Source organism: Streptomyces sp. NPDC014734 (assembly GCF_043083325.1).
Lineage (GTDB): Bacteria > Actinomycetota > Actinomycetes > Streptomycetales > Streptomycetaceae > Streptomyces.
Genome location: NZ_JBIBYN010000038.1, coordinates 42,114 through 63,276 on the forward strand (window position 1 = coordinate 42,114; position 21,163 = coordinate 63,276).

Genomic DNA, 21,163 nt, shown 5'->3' on the forward strand with positions numbered 1-21,163 from the left:
AGCACGAAGGGGCCCGACGCGCGGCCCGGCACGTCGCAAGTCGCGGTGGTCCCGGCCGTCACGACCGCCTCCCGCGAGCGCGACGAGTGCCGCCGCGTTCCGGCGTCTGCCCGCGTGACCTCATGGAACGGCTCCAGTACGAGGAGAATTGACGGCGGCAGCCTATCCCGAGCCGTTGGCGAAGGCGCCGGTCGTGCGGAAGCTCGCCGTGAGCACGTGAGCACGTGAGCACGTGAGCACCTGAGCACCTGAGGCGTCGGTCCTGTGGGGATCGGTGTCCGAAAGGTGTCGGCTACGCCGGTAGAGTGATGTTCCGTGGCACCACGACCCTTGAACGAAGTAGTCGAGCCCGGTTGGGCCGAGGCATTGGCCCCTGTCGCCGGACGCGTCGCGGCGATGGGCGATTTCCTCCGCGCGGAGGTCGCGGCGGGCCGCACCTACCTGCCGGCCGGTGCGAACGTCCTCCGGGCGTTCCAGCAGCCCTTTGACGAGGTGCGCGTCCTGATCGTCGGTCAGGACCCCTATCCGACACCGGGGATGGCCATGGGGCTGAGCTTCTCCGTGGCTCCCGAAATACGCCAGCTTCCGGGCAGCCTGGAGAACATCTTCCGGGAACTGCACACGGACCTGGGCCTTCCGCGCCCGTCCAACGGCGACCTGACGCCCTGGACACGTCAGGGCGTGCTGCTGCTGAACAGGACGCTCACCACGGCGCCCCGCAGGCCGACGGCGCATCAGGGCAAGGGCTGGGAGGAAGTGACCGAGCAGGCAATCCGGGCCCTGGTGGCGCGCGACAAGCCCCTGGTGTCCGTGTTGTGGGGGCGTCACGCGCGCAACCTGCGACCGAACCTCGGCGACTACCCGGCGATCGAGTCCGCGCATCCCTCGCCGAGGTCGGCGGACAGCGGCTTCTTCGGCTCGCGTCCCTTCAGCCGCACCAACGAACTCCTGCTCCGCCAGGGAGCCCAGCCGGTGGACTGGCAACTGCCGTAACCGCGGTCGCCGACGGCCGCGCGGTGGAACCTCCCGGCGATCCGGAAGGATCACGGCCCCACCGCCGCGGCCCGGACGCAGAGCACGTCCGGCAGGTGGCGGGCGAGCTGTCGCCACCTGTCCCCGTCGTCGGCGCTCGCGTACACCTCGCCGTTGCGGTTCCCGAAGTAGACCCCGGCCGGGTCGGCGTCGTCCGTGCAGAGCGCGTCCCGCAGCACCGTGCCGTAGTGCGTCTCCTCGGGCAGCCCCGCCGACAGCGGCTCCCAGGAGCGCCCCGCGTCCTCGGTGCGAAAGACCCGGCAACGGTGCCCGGCCGGTACCCGATCGGTGTCGGCGTTGATCGGGAAGACGTAGGCGGTGTCCGCGCGGTGCGGGTGTGCGGCCATGGCGAATCCGAAATCGGAGGGCAGGCCCCGGCCGATGTCCGTCCAGTCGTCCCCCGCGTCGTCGCTCCGGAACACGCCCCAGTGGTTCTGGAGGTAGAGCCGGTCGGGGTCGACCGCGTCCCGGGCCACCTTGTGGACGCACTGACCGAACTCCGGGGCCGGGCCGGGGAGGAAGACCGCCGACACGCCCTTGTTCGACGGCTCCCAGCTCGTCCCGCCGTCCTTGGTGCGGAAGACCCCGGCCGCCGAGACGGCGACCGTCACGGCCCCGGCGTCCCTCGGGTCCGTCAGGACGGTGTGCAGTCCCTCGCCGCCGCCGCCCGGCACCCAGGAGGAGCGCGTCGGGTGCTCCCACAGGGGACGGATGAGCTCGAAGGAGATCCCTCCGTCCGGGGAGCGGAAGAGCGCGGCCGGCTCCGTTCCCGCGTAGACGACATCGGGTGCCTCGGGGCCCGCCGGGTGCAGCTGCCAGACCCGTTCGAGGGACGCGCCGGTGAACCGCGGGAACGTGACGGCGGGTTGGACCGGCTCGGTCCAGGTGCGGCCCAGGTCGTCGGAGTGGAAGACGGACGGCCCCCAGTGCGAACTGGTCCCGCCGACCAGCAGCCGGGGGACCTTCCGGCGGGTGTCGATCGCGATCGAACAGATGGCCTGGGCGTTGAAATGCGGGCCCTCGAACTCCCAGGTGCCCCCGTGCGCCCGGCCGATGAAGAGTCCCTTGCGGGTGCCCACGGTGAGCAGTACTTCGGTCATGGCTGAAACCTCCCGAAATTCCGTTGTGCCGGATACGGGCAAGTCTGCACCCCGCCACCGGCAGAGCCCCGCAGGGCGGCGCACCGTGGTGGGCCCCTGTTGCTCCCGCGGTCGTGGGGGTACGGTGCAGCACGATGGAAAGCGCTTGCGCGATGGGTGGGCGCGACGACCGGTGGACCGAGGAGTACCCGTGACGACCTTCGAAGGACTGCCGGGCGGGGTCGCCGTCTCCCACCTGCGCGTCTACGACTGGCCCGCGACGGACGGCCTGCGCGGCGGTACGCCGCATCTCCATCTCGCCTGTTCCGAGGCGTATGCGGTGGTCGGGGGCGCGGGCTCGGTGCAGACGCTCACCACCTCGGGATTCCGGCAGACGCCGCTGACCCCGGGCGCCCTGGTCCGGTTCACGCCCGGCACGATCCACCGCCTCGTCAACGACGACGACCTGAGGATCGTCGTCCTCATGGAGAACAGCGGGCTGCCCGAGGCGGGGGACGCCGTTCTCACCCTGCCGCCGCGTCACCTGGCGGACGCCGACCGCTACCGGGCGGCGGTCGCCCTTCCCGCCGACGGCGACGAGCCGGAGCGGGAACGAGCCGCGCGTGCGCGCCGGGACCTCGCCGTCGAGGGTTTCCTCGCCCTGTGCCGGGCCACCGAGGCCGGTGATCCCGCACCGCTCGCGGCCTTCCACCGGTCCGCCGCCGCTCTCGTGCGCCCCGGGATCGAGGAGTGGCGGGAGCGCTGGCGGAAGGGCGCCGCCGCCGCTGCCGCGGCGACCGGCAGTCGGCTCGACGCCCTGGGCGGCGGCGACTGCGGGCACCTCGCCGATGCCGTCGTCCATGCCGAACAGCCCTCCGCGCACGGAAGGTTCGGCATGTGCGGTCGGCTGGACGTCTACCGCGGCTGACCGGCCGCCCCGGTGTCGCCGTCGCTGCGGAGAGGGGTGCTCGGGCCGGGCCGGACCAGGACGTGGGTCGTGCTGCCGTCGTCCTCCACCGTGTCGCGCACGTGCCGGAACCCGATCCGGTCCAGCAGCGCCAACGACGCGGCGTTCTCGACGGACACCGTCGCGTACACCTCGGACAGCCCGAGCACGTCGTACCCGTACGAGGTGAGTGTCCGGGCGATCTCGGTACCGAAGCCGTTCCCCCACGCGTCCGGATCCAGGGCGTACACGATTTCGTGACCGTCCACGTCCGGGGAGGGGGACGGTTTGATCTCCGCGTGCCCGATCGGACGGCCGCCGTGCCGCACCACCCACACGTCGAAGAGGTCCCCTGCGTACACCTTGCTGAAGACGCGTTCGAACAGGGCGCGATCCTCGGCCTCGGTGTGTGGCCCGTCGCCTATCCACCGGGACACCCGGATGTCCTGGAACAGTCTCACGAAGAAGTTCTCGTCCGCGGGGGAGTAGGGCTCCAGCAGCAGCCGCTCGGTGCGCAATGTGGGCGTCGACATGACGTGGGACGGTAGAGGGCACGCGCCCGGTCGGCAACGGAATTGATCCGCCCGGGTCCGGTGCCGGGACGCGGCCCTGGCGGACGGGGCGCACGGACGGTTGTCCGGGACGCCGGTGCGTCGGACCGGACGCGTCGGACCGGTACGGGTGTGCTGGAATTCCGGGTGGCGGGGCCGAAGGCGTCCCGCGCCGGGCGGCGGGGTGTGCCGGGCGAGGGGCACGAGAGGGCATCGAGCGAGGAGCGCGGAGCGATGACGAGTGGTGTCGAGGACCATGACGGACGTGCCGCGACCCTGGAGGTGGTCTGCGCCGGGACGGCGGTCGGGGTCCGGGCGGCGTCGCGGTCCGGCGAGCTGTCCCTGATCTGTACCCCCGGCCGTGCCCGGGAGCTGGCGGCGGCCCTCGCGCGCGCGGCGGACGAGGCCGAGAACGCGCACGCGTCGGGGCCGGTGACCGTCGAGGCGCGTGAGCTGCGCCGGGGGGACGTGCGGGACGGCGACCGGGTGATGACGGTGGAGGGCGTACGGGTCGACGGAGCCACCGCCCACGTCACGTGGAGATCCGGCGCCGGACGCGGCTGGAGCCAGGCATACGACGCGGACGCCGCCATCGCGCTCAGGAGGCGTGCCACCTGATCCGCGCGCGGTGGACCGGAGACGCGCGCGGGGTTGCTCCGCGAGGGCGCCCACCGGGCTCTCGGCGCGGTTCCGAGGCGGCCGGGGTGCACGGGGCGCGAGGACGAGCGGGAGGGCTGGGCCGTCGACGGGGCCGTGCGGGTGGCGAAGGGGCTCCGGGCGCACGGCGTGGACCGGCGTGCCTCGGGCGCCCGGCCGTGTCCTCCCCGCGCTCGCCGACCCCATGAGGCCGCGCGCGGTCCGCGAGCCTGCCGCGACGGAATCCGGGCCGACCCGCTCCCGCGTCGATCTGCCGGTGTCCGGGTCCACGTGCACACACCACTTCCGGGTGCCGCGCGAAAGCGGCACCGTGCGGCAGTTCCACCGCCCCACGGCCAGGACGAACGGTCTGCGCCGCGACGGCCCGGAGGCGTTCCTCCCGGGGGCTTCTCGGTACTGTTCTCGACGCCGAGGGCAGGCAGGCGCACCGGGGCGATGGGATTCGGTGGTCCTCCGCGCGTCCGTGCGGTCGCGGCACGGGAGGCCGTCCGGGGGAGGGGCACCGCGTCGTCCTCGGGCCGATTCCTTCGTTTTCCGGGCGAACCGGCCGGGCCGCGGGGTTGTGGAGGGGGCGATCATGACTGATCACGGCTGGTACGACGACAGCGGCCGGCACGACGCGATCCGGCGGGCCGAACGAGCGACGCGGTTCGGCTGGGCGGCGATCGCGGGGGCCGCGGGAGGGCTGGGCTGTGTGCTGATCGCCGTGGCCCTTGTCAGACACGTCCTAGACCAGGGCCCAGGACCTCGTGCCGGGACCGTGCCGGATCAGCGGGCGGGGCCCGGAGTGCATGTACGCGTCACGCGGCGGGCCTGGAACTCCCACCGGTCGCCGCAGCCCATTCCACCAGCAGCCGCTGGTAGTGTTCCTCGTCCTCCGGGGACAGGCAGCCGCCCGAGCGCTGCCACAGCTCACGGATCTCTTTGTTCACCACAGCGGCAGTGCGCGTGGCATCGGAGGGGCAAGGAGAACGGGACATACATACAGGCTAAGGCCCTGATGTGAAAATCCGACCCATTGTGTGTCAGGGACATCTCTCACATGTTCCTCAGGCAACGCCGGGCACCAGTTGGAGCATCCGCAGTCCGTCGGGCCGCTCCTCCACCGGAAGATGGCGCACGAACCGCACGTCGCAGCCCAGTGCGGCCGCCCCGCCGTCCGCGTGACGGTCGTCGCCGACCATCACCACATCCGCCGGATTCTGTCCCAGGAGTGTGCAGGCCGTGTGGAAGAGCCGCGCGTCCGGCTTCTGGACACCGTGTTCGAAGGACAGCACGTAGGCGTCCACCAGGGAGTCCAGGCCGTGTGCCCGGAAGACCGGGCGAAGATCCCAGCCGATGTTGCTGACCACACCGACGCGCGTGCCGGCCTCGCGCAGCGCGCCAAGTACCTCCGCCGCGTCCGGATACGGCCGCCAGGCGTCGGGTGACATGTGCCGCTCGTACAACGCGTCGTACAGCCCCGCATCCGGGAGGGGCACCTGTCGGGCCAGCCCGGTGTACACCCGCCGGTGGAGTTCCGCGCTCTCGTCACGGGTGGCCCAGAGCGGGGCGAGCGAGGCGGGGACGTGCCGGGGGACCGGACCTCCCGGCAGCGCCCCGGCGGCCTCCAGCTCCCGCGCGCACCGCTCGAACTCGGCCTCGTCCATCGTCGGCCCCCGCTCGGTGAGGACCGCGTGCAGCCAGGACCGCACCGATTCGATCCGGAAGAGGGTCCCGGAGAAGTCGAAGAGCACACCCTTGATCCGCATGGACGCGATCCTTCCCGGTTCATGGGCGACGCGGCAAGACTGCCTTTCGGCGCCCCTCGTACCGGTCGTAACCGGCGACGGCGAATCCGGCCAGGGCCGCTCCCAGCAGCCAGCCGCCCAGCACGTCGCTCAGCCAGTGCACCCCGAGATACAGCCGGGTGACGCCGACCCCGGTCACCGAGACCCCCGCCGCCACCAGTGCCGCCCGCCACACCAGAGGGCTCGCGCCACGTCGACGCAGCAGCCAGAGCAGCAGACCGCAGCTCACCATCGCGGTCATCGCGTGACCCGAGGGGAACGCGGCGTAGTGGGCGCAGTCCACCGGATCGGGCCATCGAGGGCGCTCCCGGCCGACCGCGGACTTCAGCCCCTGCTGGAGAACGGAGGACGCGGCCTCGGTCGCGGCGACCCAGGCCGCGATCATCCGGGCTCCGCGCCACCACAGCGTCACCACGGCCACCGCGACCAGCGCGCGCATGGTCCACGGATCCCACACCCAGTCGGTCAGGATCCGGTTCACGCGGACGAGACCGGGTTCCGCGACGGCGTCGCGGTGCAGGCCCCGCGCCACCGACCGGTCCAGTGCCATCAGCGGCGACCAGCGTGCGGTGACCAGGACGAGCAGCACGGTGAAGAGGAGGGCGCAGACCATCGCCGTGCCGAACGGTGTGACACGGGTGCTCGCGCCGACCGGTGGAACGGATGACGGGGACGGCATGAAGGGATCTTCGCGGAAAACCGCGGTCCGCGGCTATCGCAGAGCGCTGAGTCCCGGAATGAAGGCCACGAGAAGCGGGACCACCGGTACCAGGGCCGCCGCGGCGGTCAGCCGGAGCCGACGGCCCGCGGTGAGCCGTTCCACCGGAGTCAGGAGCCGGTTCACCCGCTGCGGCAGTTGGGCATCGGGTGTCGGACAGGGCCCGAACACGCCCCGGTCCTCGTTGAGTTCGACAAGGGCCAGCGCGGTGGTCAGCCGCCCGAACCGCTTCGACGCCATGTCGTCCGCGGCCAGTTCGACGAGTCGGTGCATCTCGTCGCGGAAGGCCGCGAACACCGGTACCTGCGGGAATCCGGTGGCGAGCGCGTCGGAACAGCGCAGCAGCCAGTCGTGCCTGGCCCTCGCGTGCCCCTGCTCGTGAGCGAGGACCGCATCGAGCTGACGGCCCTTCAGGCGACCGAGCGCCGCGGTGGTGATGACCAGCTGAGGCGCCGCGCCCGGAAGCCACCAGGCGTCCGGACGCTCTCCCTCCAGCACGACGAGCCGTCCGCTGCCCGGCTCCTCCCCGGGCATCAGCGGCGAACGCACCAGCAACGAGGCCCGGCGCCGCCTGCGACGAACCTGGGCGCGGTGAATCTCGCGGACCAGCATCGCCGCCGTCCACACCCCGCCGAGTGCCAGCAGCACGGCCATGGCCGCCGACCATCGGCCGTGCCCGCCCAGCGCGTACGCCTCCACCACGGCGCGCGGCGCGGGCGCGAACACATGCCCGCGCACCGCCTGCCAGGCGGCAGCCGCGCTGAACGTCATGGACAGCGCGAAGGACAGCAGCACTCCGGCCACCACGCACTGCCATACCCACAGCGCGACGACGGGTTCCCGTTCCGGCCACCGCGCCCGCGCTATCAGCCGCGGGGTCACGACAGCGGCCAGTGCACCGAGCAGGAGCAGCGCGAGGGAGACCAACATGGCGTCAGCCTATGAGCGGCGCGGTACCCACGGGTATGGCCGTGCGAGGCAAGTGACGCACGCCACGGTTTGGCCCGAGCCGTGTCTCACAACGTGAGCAGCATCGCGAACATGGCGATTCCCATCGTCAGCCGGCAGGCGAGAGCGAGCTCGGGCCGTGCCGCCCAGCCGATCCCGGCCGACCCCCCGCCCACGTCGCCCGCCATGGCGGCCACCGGTATCAGCCGGGCCCCCGACCGCAGTACGTAGAACGCGTAGTACGCGAGCAGCAGACCGGTCAGCGCGGGTACGCCCCCGGCCGACGCCATCCCGCCGTGACCCGCGTGACCACCGTGCGCGGCGCCACCGCCCGGCGACATCGCCACCGCCATGTAGACCATCGCGGCCGAGCCGACCAGGTGGTGCAGATGGTGGCCGTCGCGCCGGGAGAACCACAGCGCGCGCAACGAGGCGGCGCCGAACAGCACCGCGTACACTGCCCATCCCCACGCGGGCGGCGTCATGACGGCCGTGGGCACCGCCATGGCGGCCATGCCGAAGCCCATCAGCGCCTCCGCACGGGCCGTCCTGCGCCCTTCCCCGGTCTCGCCGCGCGTGCGCAGCAGGCAGTAGGCGCCCGTCGCCACGCACAACGCCATCAGCAGCCAGCCGGACATCGCCGGTCCGTGCACGGCGCACCTCCCCTGGACGTACCAGTCGTCCCCTGGGTCGATGCCCGGGCACGCACACGCGTACGCGGCGCACTGGGGCAAAAGGGGAGCGCGCGAGGGAGTGTTCTCCTTCGCGCGCTCCACGGGTCCGGCTCGTGCGCCGTGTCGCCCCTCCGGTTCGGTCAGCCGGTCGTGAGGGACTTGAAGGCGCGCGCCTGCTCGGTGATGGCGCGCTCGGTGGGGAGCCGTTCCATCGAGGAGGCGCCGAAGAACCCGGCGATCCCGGTGGTGTGCTCCAGGACGTAGCGGGCGTCCTCGGGCTCGGCGATGGGTCCGCCGTGGCAGAGCACGATGATGTCGGGATTGACGCGCTTCGCGGCGTCGTGCATCGCCTGCACCGCCGTCGCCGCCTGGTCGAGGGTGAGCGCGGTGGCGGCGCCGATGGACCCCTTGGTGGTCAGCCCGACGTGCGGCACGAGGACGTCCGCACCGGCCCGCGCCATGTCGGCGGCCTGCTCGGGATCGAAGACGTAGGGCGCGGTCAGCAGGTCCCGCTCGTGGGCCTGGCGGATCATGTCGACCTCCAGACCGAAGCCCATGCCGGTCTCCTCAAGATTCTCGCGGAACTTCCCGTCGTACAGACCGACGGTCGGGAAGTTCTGCACACCGGTGAAGCCGACGGCCTTCAGCTCGTCGAGGAAGTTGCCCATGATCCGGAACGGGTCGGTGCCGCACACTCCGGCGAGCACCGGGACGTCCCGCACCACGGGGAGGACCTCCCCGGCCATGTCCAGCACGATGGCGTTGGCATCGCCGTAGGGCAGCAGACCGGCCAGCGAGCCGCGGCCGGCCATCCGGTAGCGCCCGGAGTTGTAGATGATCAGCAGGTCGACGCCGCCGGCCTCCGCGCACTTGGCGGACAGACCGGTGCCGGCGCCCGCGCCGATGACGGCCTTGCCGGCCCGGACCTGTTCGGTGAGGCGTGCCAGGGCTTGGTTGCGGTTCACGGAAGGCTCCTGTTCGGTAGCGATTTCGGCAGGGGTTCTGCGGGGGCGCGGCGCGGACGGGCGTGCGGGTTCTCGGGGTCCGCGCCGCGCGGCCGATCACGCGGCTCCGGAGTGTCCGGGCCGGGCGGGCGCGGGAAGGTCAGGTGTTCGGGCGCGCGCGGTCGGCTTCGCCGATCAGCCGGTGGAGGAGGTCGGCGGCGGCCACGGCGAAGGCCGGGTCGTTGAGATGTGCGTCGACCTCGCGCAGTTCCACCGCGCTGCCCTCCAACGCCCTGCTCAGGGCGGCAAGCCCTGCCGTGTCGGCCTCCGGGTCCTGGAACGGGCCACCGGGCGCGTCCACGGCGGAGACGCCGCCCATCGGCCACAGGACCGCCGCGGGCCCGTGCGCCGCGGCGAGCTTCCGGCCCATGAGGGCGCCGAGTTCCGTCATCTCGTCGGCCGTGGTGCGCATCAGGGTGACAGTGGGGTTGTGCACGAGCAGATCGCGCTCGGCGAAGCGTCCCGGCACCGTTTCCCGGGCACCGAAGTTGACCATGTCCAGGGCGCCCGGCGCGACGACCTGGGGCAGCCCGGCCGCGCCGGCCGCGGTCAGCCGGTCCGGCCCGGCGCTGAGCACGCCGCCGACCAGTTCGTCCGCGAGTTCGGTGGTGGTCAGGTCCAGGACGCCCGCGAGGAAGCCGTTGGCGGCGAGTTTCTCCAGGGCCCGTCCCCCCGCTCCCGTGGCGTGGAAGACGAGAACCTCGTAACCCAGTTCGTCCAGGCGCCGCCGGGCGGCGTCGACCGCGGGCGTGGTCACGCCGAACATGCTGGCACCGATCAGCGGCCGCCCCTGCGGGGGCGGTCCGCTCATGGCGCGCTCGTGGTGGGCGGCCATGCCGGCGGCCGCCGCCACCGCGTTCCCCAGGATCAGGGACGACACCGAGTTGATACCCGCCACGTCCACCACGCTGTACATCATCGTGATGTCGCTGCTGCCCACGTACGGCGACACGTCCCCGCTCGCCATGGTGGACACCAGCAGCTTCGGAACGCCGACGGGCAGCGCCTGCATGGCGCGGGCGGCGATGAACGACCCTCCGCTGCCGGCCACCGCGAGGACCGCGTGCAGCCGGCCCTCCCGGTGCAGATCGCCGACGACGAGTTCGACGCCCTCGGCCATGGCGGTCACGGCCGCGCCGCGGTCCCCGGCGGCGCGCAGCGCGTCCAGGTCGTGCCCGGCCCGCCGTGCGACGGCTGCGGCGTCGACATCACCTGCGGGGCCGCCCTGCGGCGGCGGCAGCACGCCCGCGTCGACGAGCACGACCTCGCAACCCGCCTCGCGCAGCCGCGCGGACAGCCACGCGTACTCCGCCCCCTTGGTGTCCAGCGTCCCGACGAGCACCACCGTCGCCATGTTCTTGCTCCTTTGCAATGGCCTTCTCCCGATCATGTGCCAGGGGTCCGGGGGCGGCAAAGGCCACTTGACGGCAATTGGCCTGTGACAGGCGATGATGGGTGCATGGACCGCATTCCTCCCACTCGTCTGTCGCGTCTGCTGACCGGGTGGTCCAAGGGCGGCGCGGACGCGCTGCCGCGGCTGCTCGCCCAGGCGCTGCGCGAGCTGGCGCAGCGCGGAGACGTCGCGGCGGGCACCGTGCTGCCGTCGCAGCGTGCGCTCGCGACGGCGCTCGGCGTCAGCCGTTCCACGGTGACGGCCGCGTACGGTCTGCTGGAGGCCGGCGGATGGCTGGAGAGCCGGCAGGGCAGCGGCTCCCGGCTGCGCGGATCGGGGGGAGTGGGGGAACCGGCGACCGAGGGGCGCCTGGCCAGCTTCGGTACCAGGGACGGGGTCATCGACCTGTCCAGCGGCGCGCTGGACGGCCTGCCCTCGGTCGCGGCGGCGGTCGGTTCGCTGACCGCCCGCGACCTCACCGCGGCCCTGGCCGACGACGGGTATCAGCCGTACGGGCTGCCCGCACTGCGCGAGGCGGTCGCCGAGTACCACCGTGCGGCGGGCCTGCCGACCTCGCCGGAACAGATCTTGGTCACCGCCGGTTCCCAGCAGGCCGTCTGGCTGATCACCCAGGGGCTGGTCGAGCCCGGCGACACCGTGATCGTGGAGGACCCGACCTATCGGGGGGCGCTGGAGGCGCTACGGGCCCGCGGTGCCCGCCTGGTACCGCTGCCCGCGGACGCCGCCCACGGCGACAACGCCGCCGCGCTGGCCCGACTCGCCGGGCACGTCCGCCCCCGTCTCGTCTACCTGCAGCCCTCCGTCCACAACCCCACCGGCCGCGGCATGGACGAACGCACCCGCCGCGCCTGGGCGACCGTCCTCGCCGAGCAGGGCCTGTACACCGTCGAGGACAACGCCTACGCGGAACTGTCACTGGACCACGACGAGGCGCCGGTCTCGCTGGCCGCCCGGCTGCCCGCCGCGGGCGCCGCCACCGTCGGTACCCTGTCCAAGCTCTTCTGGGGCGGCCTGCGGCTGGGCTGGATCCGCGCCTCCACCACGGTCATCCGCCGGCTTGCCGACATCAAGAGATCCGTCGATCTGTCCTGCCCGGTGGTCGAGCAGATGCTGGCGGTGAAACTGCTCCGGCATCTGCCCGAGGCCCGCGCCCGCCGCCGCTCCCGGCTGCGCGAGCGCCTCGCGGAGACCGAGCGGCTCCTGCGCGCGCGGCCGACCGGCTGGCGGTGGGAACGACCCGCCGGAGGTTCCGCGCTCTGGGTGGAGATGCCCGGTACCGACGCCGAGGCCACCGCCCAGATGGCCCGCCGCGCGGGCGTACTGATCGTTCCCGGCCCCGCGTTCTCCGCCGTGGACGGCTTCCGGCACCACATCCGCCTCCCCTTCGCGGATCACGACGGCCGCCTGGAGAGGGCTCTGCCCGTGCTCGTCGACTGCGCCGAACGCTGCCGCGCCCCGCACTGACCGCCAGTCGCCGGACGCCGGATCCCCGTACAGCCCGGCGGTCCCGCCGAACAGCCGGAGGGCGCCGGGCCCCTTGTCCGCCGTCGGCTTCGTGACCGCGTCCGGCCCCTTCTCGCGCGCCCCCTTCTCGCGCGCCCCCTGCCGGGCGCTGCCCCCGGCGGCCCCCAGGTGTCCGTGGCGCGCGCCGCAGGAACCCGCGGTCCGGGTGGAATCGGCAGTCGGCCGCTCGACGGCAGTGGCCGCCACCGTCCAGCCGGCGAGAACGGACGACGTCTCAGGGACGATGGCGCAGCGGGTGGTCCGCCGGTACCTCCACCACGACGATGCGGTGCCCGTCCGGATCTCGGATCCACATCTCGACGAGCCCCCACGGCTCGCGCAACGGCGGCCTCGACACCTCCACCCCCCGGGCCGACAGCTCCTCGTGCGCCGCCCGGACGTCCGCGACCTGGAGCCACAGCGAGAGCCCCGGCACCGGGGGCTCGGCCGCGCGCCCGGAGACCTCAAGGAAGCCGCCGCCGAGGAAGTAGACGGTGCCCCGCTCGGGCCCGGTCCCGAACTCCCGGTAGACGGGAAGCCCCAGGGAATCGCCGTAGAAGCTCCGTGACCGATCGGGATCGGTCGGCCGCAACAGGATCCGGCTGCTCAGTACGTGAACCATGAGCGGGACTCTAACGACCCCGTCCGTGACGGGCGGTGGAGGCGAGGAGGGCATTCGGCGCGCCGTCGTGTCCTGCGCACTCGCGTGCGGCGCACTCCCGTACGGGCCCGTCCGCGAGTGCGCCGGCCCGCACGTCCGGGGCGGAGGGCCCGGTGTGGCGCCGCAGGCCCTCCCGGTCTCCCGGTTCACGGGCGTGGCCCGGCGCGTCGGCACCGGGATACGCTGCTGCGGCACGGTCGCAGCGCAGAAACGGAGAGCCACCGCCATGGACACCACCCTCGCCGGGGAATCCGGACAGCTGACGTTCCGCGACGCGGTCGACGCCGATGTGCCCGTCCTCGTCCGGCTGATCGAGTCGGCGTACCGGGGGGACTCCAGCCGCGCCGGATGGACCACCGAGGCGGACATCCTGGAGGGGCAGCGGACCGACCCGGAGGGTGTCCGCCAGATCGTCGAGGCCCCCGGCAGCCGTCTCCTCGTGGTGGAGCACGGGGGAGAGCTCGTCGCCTGCTGCCAGTTGGAACACCGCGGCGACGCGGCCTACTTCGGGATGTTCGCCGTCCGTCCCGCACTGCAGGGTGCCGGTCTCGGCAAGGTGGTCATCGCCGAGGCGGAGCGCGTGGTGCGCGAGAGCTGGGGGGTGACGGAGATGCACATGACCGTGATCTCCCTGCGTGAGGAGCTCATCGCCTGGTACGAGCGGCGCGGCTATCGCCGTACGGGCGAGTTCAGCCCCTTCCCGTACGGCGACGAGCGCTTCGGCGTGCCTCAGCGCGACGACCTCGCGTTCGAACTCCTGATCAAGGATCTGGTCCGGCCGGAGCGCTGACCGGGCTCCTGATCAGATCGTGGACCGGCCGACGCGGCGAATCTCCGGGTGGTCCGTGGTGGCGGCGTCCAGCCGCAGGGCATGTGCCAGCCGCAGATGGTCGTGGGTGTTCACCACCCAGCCGATGACCCTCAGCCCCTCGGCGTGCGCCTGCTCGACCACCTCCAGGGTGAGGCGGCGGATGTTCAGCGCCAGCGTCGCCGCGCCCACCGCCTTCGCCCGGTCCACCACGTCGCCCTGCCAACGGCTCGCGATGAGCACGGTCCGTACCCCGGGCACCAGTGGGGCGATCTCGGCGATCGCTTCGTCGTGGAACGACGACACCTCGACCCGTTCGACGAGGCCGCGCCGCAGCATCACGTCCGCCAGCGCGCGGGCGGCGGCCACATCCTTGATCTCCGCCTGCACGGGCGCCCGCACGGCGTCGAGGACCTCCTCGAAGACGGGTACCCGCTCGCCCCGGCCGGCATCGAGTTCACGCAGCTCGGCGAGGGTCTTCTCGGCGATCGGGCCGCTGCCGTCCGTCGTGCGGTCCACGTCGGCGTCGTGCATGACGACCAGCGCGCCGTCCTTGCTCAGATGGAGGTCGAGCTCGATCGCGTCCATCCCGGCCCGTTCCGCGTGGACGAACGACCGCAGGGTGTTCTCCGGTTCCGCACCCATCACTCCGCGGTGACCGATGATGAGAAATGACAAGGCGACTCGCTTTCGTCGACGGTGTTCCCCCGCGGCTCCTACCCACCGCTCGTCGTGTCATCGCGGCGATCCGGTCGGCCGACGCGGGGAGGCCGCCGCCCGCGGGGGACGGGGCGAGGGCGTGCCCGCCCGTTTCGGCGGCGCCGAGCAGGAACCCGGTGACGACGGCGGCGACGAGAACGGCGCGCATGCTCACGCGGTGGATCTCCCGAGGTGAGGCGTAGGGCGGACACGGTCCGTCCTACCGGTGGGCGTCCGTGGCCGCGAGTCCCCTCATCCATGGGTGGGCGCGCCGCGCGCGACCGTTGCCGCTCGTGCGTACGAACATCCGGGGCTCGGCCACCGAGCCGGTGCGGCTGACGGAAGTGGCCGTCATCACGGTTTCGCGCAGGAAAAATCACGGTCCCCATGCGATGTGGCAGGATAATTTACTGAGATCCACTTGTCTGGAGGAACCATGCGCGGATACGGTTATTTGACGCAAGGTTCTCCTGTGGAGGAAGTGTTATGACGGAAATTCTTGTGCACGACGTTGCCGCAGGTGACCTGGCCACGGACCGGCGGGTGGTCGACGATCCCGCGTGGCCCCTGCTCAAGAATGCCGTGGAGGAGATCCGCCCCTGGCAGTCGAAGGACGGCTCCATCGACTTCGACGCCGAGGGCGCGCCGTCGGCCGCTACCGCCGGGGCCGCGCTGGACCGGGTGGTCTCCGCGATCGAGCAGCTCTCCCCGCTGCTCCCGCACGACGCCGCGTACCATCGCGCGCTCGTCGCGGACCTGCGCCGCTGGGCCGGGGGCGGCTTCGGGGTGCCGGACTTCCTCGACTCGCTGCTCGCCTTCCAGCCGGCCAGGGGGCGCGCCGACGGCGTGCAGCACCTCGTCGTCTTCGCCATGTACACGCAGAACGGTAATCCGGACCGCAACCTCGAAGCCGTCGTGCTCCGGATGGTCTGGCCCGAGTGGCTGGCCGACCTCGAAGCCACGCGCTACGACAACCCGCTCTTCTGCGGCATCACCTTCGAGGACTTCACGTCCGGTTACGACACCAACTCCGCCGTGCTCTTCCCGGAGACCGTCGCCGTGCGCGAGGCCCCCGAGCGCTTCAGCTGGGGCGGCATCTTCTGCGACCGCGAGGCCGCCAGGTTCCGCCGGGTCACCGACGCGGCCGTCGGGATCCTCGGCGTCGAGCTGCCCGACAGCATCCGCGAGATGGTCGCCGACCAGCAGCGCTGCGAGCAGGCCTTCGTGCTCTGGGACATGATCCACGACCGGACGCACAGCCACGGGGACCTGCCCTTCGACCCCTTCATGATCAAACAGCGTCAGCCGTTCTGGATGTACGGGCTGGAGGAGCTGCGCTGCGACCTCACCGCCTTCAAGGAGGCCGTGAAGCTGGAGGCCGACGGCTTCCCGCAGGGCCGCGACGTGCAGTACGCCGTGCTGTTCGACCGGATGTTCCGCTTCCCCGTCACCGGGGAGCGCGTCCGCAACTACGACGGCCTCGGCGGACAACTGCTCTTCGCCTACCTCCACAAGCACGACGTGGTCCGCTGGACGGACAACACGCTGAAGATCGACTGGGACCGTGCCCCGCAGGTCACCAACCAGCTCTGCGCCGAGATCGAGACGCTCTACCGCGACGGCATAGACCGCCCCAAGCTCGTGCACTGGTTCGCCGCGTACGAACTGGTCTCCTCCTACCTGGCCCCGCACCCGGGTTCGCGCTGGGCGAAGGGCCCGGAGGCGCTGGATCTGTCACAGCCGCCGCGTAAGCTCGTCGACGATGTGCTTCCGGACGAGTTTCCCCTGAGCATGTTCTATGAGGCGCTCTCCAAGAAGCTGAAGAACGTGATCGCCTCGACCAAGGGGATCACCGCCGCGGATGCCGAGCGGGCAGCCGCGTGAGCGCCGGGCACGAGGAGGCGGTGGCCATGAACGGAAACGGCAACGGGAGCGGTGCTCTCGAAGGCGCCGTGGTCGCGGTGGCAGGGGCCGCGGGCCCGGCCGGCCGGGCCGCGCTGCTGCGGCTGGCTGAGGCCGGGGCGACCGTCGTCGCCTCGGACGCGGACGCCGCCCGCCTGGCCGAGGCGGTCGACGCCGCGCGCTACGCCCACGGCGGAGCCACCGTCACCGGCGACACGGTGGATCTGCTCGATCTCGCGGCCACCCGCGACTGGGCGGAGAAGACGGAGAAGGAGTTCGGCCGGATCGACGGCCTGGTCCACCTCGTCGGCGGCTGGCGCGGCAGCGCGGGCTTCGCCGAGACCGACCTCGCCGACTGGAACCTGCTGGAGAAGCTGCTGATCCGCACGGTGCAGCACACCTCGCTGGCCTTCCAGGCGGGGTTGCAGCGCAGCGACCGGGGACGCTACGTGCTGATCAGCGCGGCCGGTGCGAGCAAGCCCACCGCGGGAAACGCCGCCTACTCCGCGTCGAAGGCGGCGGCCGAGGCGTGGACGCTGGCGCTCGCGGACGCCTTCCGCAAGGCGGGGGGCGACGAGGGGCCCAGGACCGCGGCTGCCATCCTGGTCGTCAAGGCACTGGTGCACGACGCGATGCGCGCCGAGCGCCCGAATGCGAAGTTCGCGGGCTTCACCGACGTCAAGGACCTGGCGGACGCCATCGTCGGCGTCTGGGACCGGCCCGCCCCGGAAGTGAACGGAAAGCGCCTGTGGCTGACCCCGCAACCGTAAGGACCGACGCGCGACGTCACCACGATCCGCGGGTGCGCGGTTTCGCCAGTGACAACTACGCGGGTACGCACCCGGAGATCCTCGCGGCCATCGCCCTCGCCAACGGCGGTCACCAGATCGCCTACGGCGAGGACGAGTACACCGGGCACCTCCAGCGCGTCATGCACAGCCACTTCGGCCCCACCGCCGAAGCCTTTCCGGTCTTCAACGGAACGGGTGCGAACGTCGTCGCCCTCCAGGCGATGACCGACCGCTGGGGCGCGGTGATCTGTGCCGAGTCCGCCCACATCAACGTGGACGAGTGCGGTGCCCCGGAGCGGGTGGGCGGCCTCAAGCTGCTCACCGTGCCCACCCCGGACGGCAAGCTCACGCCCGAACTCATCGACCGGCAGGCGTACGGCTGGGACGACGAGCACCGGGCCATGCCGCAGGTCGTCTCGATCACCCAGAACACCGAGCTGGGCACCGTCTACACCCCCGACGAGATCCGCGCGATCTGCGATCACGCCCATGGTCACGGCATGAAGGTCCATCTGGACGGCGCCCGGATAGCCAACGCCGCGGCGTCGCTGGACGTGCCGATGCGCACGTTCACCAACACCGTCGGCGTCGACGTCCTCTCCTTCGGAGGCACCAAGAACGGCGCGCTCTTCGGCGAGGCCGTCGTCGTGCTCAACCCGGACGCGGTCCGCGCCATGAAGCACCTGCGCAAGCTGTCGATGCAGCTCGCCTCCAAGATGCGTTTCGTCTCCGTACAACTGGAGGCGCTGCTCGCCGGGGACCTGTGGCTGCGCAACGCGCGGCACGCCAACAGCATGGCCAGGCGGCTCGCGGAGGGCGTGCGCACGGTGGGCGGTGTGGAGATTCTCCACCCGGTCCAGGCCAACGCCGTCTTCGCCCGGCTGCCGCACGAGGTGAGCGAGCGCCTGCAGAAGCGCTTCCGTTTCTACTTCTGGGACGAGGCGGCCGGTGACGTCCGCTGGATGTGCTCCTTCGACACGACCGAGGACGACGTCGACGCGTTCATCCTCGCGCTGAAGGACGAGATGGCGGGATAACCCGGCGCGAAGCGTGAATGGGTATGCGGTCGACCGGAAAGTCATTGACTCTGGTCGGTCGCATGCCTAGAGTCGACCGCCATGGAGATGATCCAGGAAGTACCGGAGCTTTCCGCCTATCTTGCCGCCGATGAGGCCATTGATCACGAGCATGCGCTCATCCGGCACACGGTCGCCGCTCTGCAAGAAGATGCCACCGATGCATACGCATACGCTGCCGCCGCCTACGCCCTGGTGCGTGACACCATCGCGCACTCCGCCGATTCCGGTGATGCGCGGGTCTCCTGGCGCGCCTCCGACGTCCTCGCGACACGCAACGGCATCTGCCACTCCAAGTCCCATGCCCTGGCCGCGCTCCTTCGCGCGGCCGGCATCCCCACGGCCCTCTGCTATCAGAAGCTCGTCGAGGACGACGGTGGGCCCGGGCCCGTGCACGGTCTCGTCGCGGTCCGGATGCCCGGCCGTGATCGCTGGGACCGTCAGGACCCCCGCGGCAACAAACCGGGGGTCGACGCCCGGTTCTCGCTCGACGGTGAGCGTCTGGCGTGGCCCGTCCGGCCCGAGCTCGGCGAAGTGGACTATCCGGCGCTCCACGCGGCGCCGCATCCGGCGGTGCTGAGAGGCCTGCGGGCCGCGGCCGACCGCGCGGAGCTGTGGCGCACGCTTCCGACGGAACTCTGACCCTCCCGCGCGGGGACGGCCGCCGCCCGGACGGAGCCGTACCCCGGGGCGAGGACCGTCATCGACACCCGGAGTGACGTTTCGGCTCGGATCGAGCGGGAGCCGCCTCAGCCCCTCGCGCGCACCTCGGCCGGCGTCGGGGCCGTACCACCGAGGTGTGCGGGCACCCACCAGGTGTCGCCCGCGTCCTTCGGGCGTACCGGGTAGGCGCGCTGGGCCGCTTCGAGAAGCTCCTGCACCCGTTCCCGCAGCCGCCGGGTGATGGCGCCCGCGTACTGGTCGGACGGTGCCTCGACCGCCTCGCCCACCCGGATCGTGACGGGCACGTGGTTGCGCTTGAAATTACGCGGCCGGCCCTTGGTCCACAGTCGCTGCGTCCCCCAGACCGCCGTCGGGATCAGCGGTACTCCGGCCTCCTGGGCCAGCCGGGCGGCCCCCGACTTGAAGCTCTTCAGCGTGAACGACTCCGAGATGGTGGCCTCGGGGAAGACCCCGACGATCTCGCCGGAGCGCAACGACGCGAGCGCGTGCGCGTAGGCGTCCTCGCCCTGCTTGCGGTCGACGGGGATGTGCTTCATCCCGCGCATCAGCGGGCCGGAGACCTTGTGGCGGAAGACCGACTCCTTCGCCATGAAGCGGACGAGCCTCTTCTGCGGCAGTGCGGCGAGACCGGTGAAGACGAAGTCCAGGTAACTGATGTGATTGCTGACCAGCACCGCGCCACCGGTCTTCGGGATGTGCTCCGAACCCCGAACGTCGATCTTCAGGTCCAGCGCCTTGAAAAACGTGCGAGCGGCGCCGATGACCGGTCGATAGACGAGTTCTGCCATCTGAGGGGAGACCCTTCTCCAGCGCCTGGGGAGGGTTCTCCCGGCGGAAGTTACGCAGCCGTAGGTTTTCGGCATTGGGCCGATCGTGCCCCATGCGCGACGCGGTGGCCAGTCCCGGAGGGCGTGGGGCGCGAGATTCTCGTCACGTACGGCCGCGCCGGGGAATGCCCCGGTGTCCGGCGCTGCTGACTCCCCGGGGGAGACCCGACGGGAGGGCGAAGGTGGAGGGGCGCATGCGCGGGAACACGTGGGGAGCGGCCCAACTGGGGGCGGAACTGGGGGAGAGGGCGACCCTGGTGCAGTTCTCCAGCGCGTTCTGTCAGCCCTGCCGGGCCACCCGCCGCGTACTGGCCGAGGTGGCGCGGATGGTGGAAGGTGTCGCCCACATCGAGATAGACGCCGAGGCGCATCTCACTCTCGTGCGCGAGCTGGAGATCAGCCGGACGCCGACGGTGCTGGTCCTCGACGCGGACGGCCGGATCGTCCGCCGCGCCGTCGGGCAGCCGCGCACCGCCGATGTCGTCGCCGCACTGGGCCGGGCGATGTGACGGACCGTGATGCATCTCCCACATCGCGGGACACGCTTGACCGCGCCCGCCGCCTGTCGTCAGTCTGACGGCATGCCGCCGGAACTCCTTCTCTACGGCCGGGTCCACGTGGACCTCGCCCGCAACGCGAGTGCGCGCTGTCCGGGTGCCTGAGCACTCACGGCCCCCTGTACTCCTCGCGCAGAAGGACATCTTCATGACGGCTTCGCCTGAGCTCGGCACCGCTCGTACGGCCTCTCCCGAACTCTTCCGCTCGGTCTTCCGGCAGCACGCCGCCGGTGTGGCGGTGATCACCGCCATGGGCGACCGGCCCGTCGGCTTCACCGCCACCTCCCTCAATTCCGTCGCGGCCACCCCTCCGCTCGTCTCCTTCGGCGTGGGCACCTCGTCCTCCAGCTGGCCGGTCGTCGCCGAGGCGGAGCACATCGGCGTCCACATACTCGGTGAGCACCAGCGGGAACTGGCGGCCACCTTCGCCCGCAGCGGCGCCGACCGATTCGGCCCCGCCACCTCCTGGCGCAGCGGGCCCGAGGGGGTGCCGGTGCTCGACGGCGTGTCGGCCTGGCTGGTCTGCCGTGTGGTGTCCCGCGTCCCGGCGGGGGACCACCGCATCGTGATCGCGCAGGCCGTGGTCGGTGATCCGGCCGGCGGCGGGCGCCCACTCCTCTACCACCAGGGCCGTTTCAACGCGCTGCGGGACTGAGTGCTCCCGAGCGGCACAGGGGTGTCGCGCGTTGGCCACATCACAGTTCCGAGCGCTTGCCCATGGGTAGGTCACTGGATGTACTGGCTAGTAATATTTCTGTCGGAGCGCCGGTCGCCCCGACCGGAAATCGCCCCATCAGGCGCCTATGCTGCGTGCAACAAGGCAGCCCGGAAATGACGATGCA

23 protein-coding genes are annotated in these 21,163 nt (G+C 71.8%); 11 read left to right on the top strand and 12 right to left on the bottom strand.

Translation table 11 applies throughout. The features are described 5' to 3' along the window. The first annotated feature begins 315 nt into the window (after positions 1 to 315). Entirely contained in the window at positions 316 to 993 is a 678-nt protein-coding gene (locus tag ACF1CT_RS35845) for a uracil-DNA glycosylase (protein WP_391788206.1), read from the top strand. Between the two features lie 50 nt (positions 994 to 1,043). On the opposite strand, the gene ACF1CT_RS35850 is transcribed toward ACF1CT_RS35845, so the two are convergent. After that, positions 1,044 to 2,132, bottom strand: a complete 1,089-nt coding sequence (locus tag ACF1CT_RS35850; protein WP_391788207.1) for a WD40/YVTN/BNR-like repeat-containing protein — start codon at positions 2,130 to 2,132, stop codon at positions 1,044 to 1,046. 190 nt (positions 2,133 to 2,322) lie between these two features. Between ACF1CT_RS35850 and ACF1CT_RS35855 the strand changes: the two genes are divergently transcribed. Beyond that, positions 2,323 to 3,039, top strand: a complete 717-nt coding sequence (locus ACF1CT_RS35855) for a cupin domain-containing protein (protein WP_391788208.1) — start codon at positions 2,323 to 2,325, stop codon at positions 3,037 to 3,039. Here the strand turns inward: ACF1CT_RS35855 and ACF1CT_RS35860 are convergent. Beyond that, a complete protein-coding gene (locus ACF1CT_RS35860) occupies positions 3,027 to 3,590 on the bottom strand; it encodes a GNAT family N-acetyltransferase (protein WP_391788209.1) in 564 nt (187 codons plus the stop codon). The two genes, ACF1CT_RS35855 and ACF1CT_RS35860, sit on opposite strands and share 13 nt — an antisense overlap. Before the next feature lie 252 nt (positions 3,591 to 3,842). On the opposite strand from ACF1CT_RS35860, the gene ACF1CT_RS35865 reads away from it, so the two are divergent. Beyond that, a complete protein-coding gene (locus tag ACF1CT_RS35865) occupies positions 3,843 to 4,226 on the top strand; it encodes a hypothetical protein (RefSeq protein ID WP_391788210.1) in 384 nt (127 codons plus the stop codon). Positions 4,227 to 5,065: 839 nt separating this feature from the next. On the opposite strand, the gene ACF1CT_RS35870 is transcribed toward ACF1CT_RS35865, so the two are convergent. From ACF1CT_RS35870 to ACF1CT_RS35900, 7 genes are all read right to left on the bottom strand, one after another. After that, the gene (locus ACF1CT_RS35870) at positions 5,066 to 5,245 is read right to left on the bottom strand and encodes a hypothetical protein (RefSeq protein ID WP_391788211.1); all 180 of its coding nucleotides are present in this window, start codon (positions 5,243 to 5,245) and stop codon (positions 5,066 to 5,068) included. A gap of 69 nt (positions 5,246 to 5,314) precedes the next feature. After that, positions 5,315 to 6,016, bottom strand: coding sequence for an HAD family hydrolase (locus tag ACF1CT_RS35875; RefSeq protein WP_391788212.1), 702 nt, complete (start codon positions 6,014 to 6,016; stop codon positions 5,315 to 5,317). A 19-nt stretch (positions 6,017 to 6,035) separates the two neighbouring features. Continuing rightward, positions 6,036 to 6,734, bottom strand: a complete 699-nt coding sequence (locus tag ACF1CT_RS35880; protein WP_391788213.1) for a phosphatase PAP2 family protein — start codon at positions 6,732 to 6,734, stop codon at positions 6,036 to 6,038. A gap of 33 nt (positions 6,735 to 6,767) precedes the next feature. After that, positions 6,768 to 7,703 carry a M56 family metallopeptidase gene (locus tag ACF1CT_RS35885; protein WP_391788214.1) on the bottom strand — a complete coding sequence of 312 codons (936 nt, stop codon included), beginning with the start codon at positions 7,701 to 7,703 and terminating at the stop codon, positions 6,768 to 6,770. A gap of 86 nt (positions 7,704 to 7,789) precedes the next feature. Further along, positions 7,790 to 8,374, bottom strand: a complete 585-nt coding sequence (locus tag ACF1CT_RS35890; RefSeq protein ID WP_391788215.1) for a DUF5134 domain-containing protein — start codon at positions 8,372 to 8,374, stop codon at positions 7,790 to 7,792. 161 nt (positions 8,375 to 8,535) lie between these two features. Continuing rightward, positions 8,536 to 9,360: a phosphoenolpyruvate hydrolase family protein gene (locus ACF1CT_RS35895; protein ID WP_391788216.1), complete on the bottom strand. Its 825-nt coding sequence runs from the start codon at positions 9,358 to 9,360 to the stop codon at positions 8,536 to 8,538. Positions 9,361 to 9,499: 139 nt separating this feature from the next. Further along, on the bottom strand, positions 9,500 to 10,753 hold the full coding sequence (locus tag ACF1CT_RS35900) for a Tm-1-like ATP-binding domain-containing protein (protein ID WP_391788217.1): 1,254 nt from the start codon (positions 10,751 to 10,753) through the stop codon (positions 9,500 to 9,502). A 105-nt stretch (positions 10,754 to 10,858) separates the two neighbouring features. Between ACF1CT_RS35900 and ACF1CT_RS35905 the strand changes: the two genes are divergently transcribed. Further along, positions 10,859 to 12,277: a PLP-dependent aminotransferase family protein gene (locus tag ACF1CT_RS35905; RefSeq protein ID WP_391788218.1), complete on the top strand. Its 1,419-nt coding sequence runs from the start codon at positions 10,859 to 10,861 to the stop codon at positions 12,275 to 12,277. 274 nt (positions 12,278 to 12,551) lie between these two features. On the opposite strand, the gene ACF1CT_RS35910 is transcribed toward ACF1CT_RS35905, so the two are convergent. Then, positions 12,552 to 12,938 (bottom strand): VOC family protein, encoded by a 387-nt coding sequence (locus ACF1CT_RS35910; RefSeq protein WP_391788219.1) that lies wholly within the window; start codon positions 12,936 to 12,938, stop codon positions 12,552 to 12,554. A 265-nt stretch (positions 12,939 to 13,203) separates the two neighbouring features. Here ACF1CT_RS35910 and ACF1CT_RS35915 point away from each other — a divergent pair, with 265 nt between their 5' ends. Continuing rightward, positions 13,204 to 13,767 carry a GNAT family N-acetyltransferase gene (locus tag ACF1CT_RS35915; RefSeq protein ID WP_391788220.1) on the top strand — a complete coding sequence of 188 codons (564 nt, stop codon included), beginning with the start codon at positions 13,204 to 13,206 and terminating at the stop codon, positions 13,765 to 13,767. 12 nt (positions 13,768 to 13,779) lie between these two features. On the opposite strand, the gene ACF1CT_RS35920 is transcribed toward ACF1CT_RS35915, so the two are convergent. Beyond that, positions 13,780 to 14,463, bottom strand: coding sequence for a glycerophosphodiester phosphodiesterase (locus tag ACF1CT_RS35920; protein ID WP_391788221.1), 684 nt, complete (start codon positions 14,461 to 14,463; stop codon positions 13,780 to 13,782). Positions 14,464 to 14,970: 507 nt separating this feature from the next. On the opposite strand from ACF1CT_RS35920, the gene ACF1CT_RS35925 reads away from it, so the two are divergent. The 4 genes from ACF1CT_RS35925 (at position 14,971) to ACF1CT_RS35940 (ending at position 18,895) form a co-directional block, all read left to right on the top strand. Next, positions 14,971 to 16,368: a DUF6421 family protein gene (locus ACF1CT_RS35925; protein WP_391788222.1), complete on the top strand. Its 1,398-nt coding sequence runs from the start codon at positions 14,971 to 14,973 to the stop codon at positions 16,366 to 16,368. A gap of 26 nt (positions 16,369 to 16,394) precedes the next feature. Continuing rightward, complete coding sequence (locus ACF1CT_RS35930) at positions 16,395 to 17,156, top strand: SDR family NAD(P)-dependent oxidoreductase (RefSeq protein WP_391788223.1); 762 nt, start codon at positions 16,395 to 16,397, stop codon at positions 17,154 to 17,156. Then, complete coding sequence (locus tag ACF1CT_RS35935) at positions 17,135 to 18,214, top strand: threonine aldolase family protein (protein ID WP_391788224.1); 1,080 nt, start codon at positions 17,135 to 17,137, stop codon at positions 18,212 to 18,214. Before ACF1CT_RS35930 ends, ACF1CT_RS35935 begins: the two co-directional genes overlap by 22 nt. 81 nt (positions 18,215 to 18,295) lie before the next feature. Then, positions 18,296 to 18,895 carry a transglutaminase domain-containing protein gene (locus ACF1CT_RS35940; RefSeq protein WP_391788225.1) on the top strand — a complete coding sequence of 200 codons (600 nt, stop codon included), beginning with the start codon at positions 18,296 to 18,298 and terminating at the stop codon, positions 18,893 to 18,895. A 107-nt stretch (positions 18,896 to 19,002) separates the two neighbouring features. Here the strand turns inward: ACF1CT_RS35940 and ACF1CT_RS35945 are convergent, their stop codons facing one another. Continuing rightward, a complete protein-coding gene (locus ACF1CT_RS35945; protein ID WP_391788226.1) occupies positions 19,003 to 19,725 on the bottom strand; it encodes a lysophospholipid acyltransferase family protein in 723 nt (240 codons plus the stop codon). Positions 19,726 to 19,958: 233 nt separating this feature from the next. Here ACF1CT_RS35945 and ACF1CT_RS35950 point away from each other — a divergent pair, with 233 nt between their 5' ends. Together ACF1CT_RS35950 and ACF1CT_RS35955 are read left to right on the top strand one after the other, a co-directional pair. Then, on the top strand, positions 19,959 to 20,273 hold the full coding sequence (locus tag ACF1CT_RS35950) for a TlpA family protein disulfide reductase (protein ID WP_391788227.1): 315 nt from the start codon (positions 19,959 to 19,961) through the stop codon (positions 20,271 to 20,273). 196 nt (positions 20,274 to 20,469) lie between these two features. Beyond that, a complete protein-coding gene (locus tag ACF1CT_RS35955) occupies positions 20,470 to 20,976 on the top strand; it encodes a flavin reductase family protein (RefSeq protein ID WP_391788228.1) in 507 nt (168 codons plus the stop codon). Positions 20,977 to 21,163: the final 187 nt, after the last annotated feature.

Coding starts and splice junctions, on each gene's coding strand:
- ACF1CT_RS35850 (WP_391788207.1), bottom strand. CDS start 2,132: ATGACCGAAGTACTGCTCACCGTGGGCACCCGCAAGGGACTCTTCATC.
- ACF1CT_RS35860 (WP_391788209.1), bottom strand. CDS start 3,590: ATGTCGACGCCCACATTGCGCACCGAGCGGCTGCTGCTGGAGCCCTAC.
- ACF1CT_RS35865 (WP_391788210.1), top strand. CDS start 3,843: ATGACGAGTGGTGTCGAGGACCATGACGGACGTGCCGCGACCCTGGAG.
- ACF1CT_RS35870 (WP_391788211.1), bottom strand. CDS start 5,245: ATGTCCCGTTCTCCTTGCCCCTCCGATGCCACGCGCACTGCCGCTGTG.
- ACF1CT_RS35875 (WP_391788212.1), bottom strand. CDS start 6,016: ATGCGGATCAAGGGTGTGCTCTTCGACTTCTCCGGGACCCTCTTCCGG.
- ACF1CT_RS35880 (WP_391788213.1), bottom strand. CDS start 6,734: ATGCCGTCCCCGTCATCCGTTCCACCGGTCGGCGCGAGCACCCGTGTC.
- ACF1CT_RS35885 (WP_391788214.1), bottom strand. CDS start 7,703: ATGTTGGTCTCCCTCGCGCTGCTCCTGCTCGGTGCACTGGCCGCTGTC.
- ACF1CT_RS35900 (WP_391788217.1), bottom strand. CDS start 10,753: ATGGCGACGGTGGTGCTCGTCGGGACGCTGGACACCAAGGGGGCGGAG.
- ACF1CT_RS35905 (WP_391788218.1), top strand. CDS start 10,859: ATGGACCGCATTCCTCCCACTCGTCTGTCGCGTCTGCTGACCGGGTGG.
- ACF1CT_RS35910 (WP_391788219.1), bottom strand. CDS start 12,938: ATGGTTCACGTACTGAGCAGCCGGATCCTGTTGCGGCCGACCGATCCC.
- ACF1CT_RS35915 (WP_391788220.1), top strand. CDS start 13,204: ATGGACACCACCCTCGCCGGGGAATCCGGACAGCTGACGTTCCGCGAC.
- ACF1CT_RS35925 (WP_391788222.1), top strand. CDS start 14,971: ATGACGGAAATTCTTGTGCACGACGTTGCCGCAGGTGACCTGGCCACG.
- ACF1CT_RS35930 (WP_391788223.1), top strand. CDS start 16,395: ATGAACGGAAACGGCAACGGGAGCGGTGCTCTCGAAGGCGCCGTGGTC.
- ACF1CT_RS35940 (WP_391788225.1), top strand. CDS start 18,296: ATGGAGATGATCCAGGAAGTACCGGAGCTTTCCGCCTATCTTGCCGCC.
- ACF1CT_RS35945 (WP_391788226.1), bottom strand. CDS start 19,725: ATGGCAGAACTCGTCTATCGACCGGTCATCGGCGCCGCTCGCACGTTT.
- ACF1CT_RS35950 (WP_391788227.1), top strand. CDS start 19,959: ATGCGCGGGAACACGTGGGGAGCGGCCCAACTGGGGGCGGAACTGGGG.
- ACF1CT_RS35955 (WP_391788228.1), top strand. CDS start 20,470: ATGACGGCTTCGCCTGAGCTCGGCACCGCTCGTACGGCCTCTCCCGAA.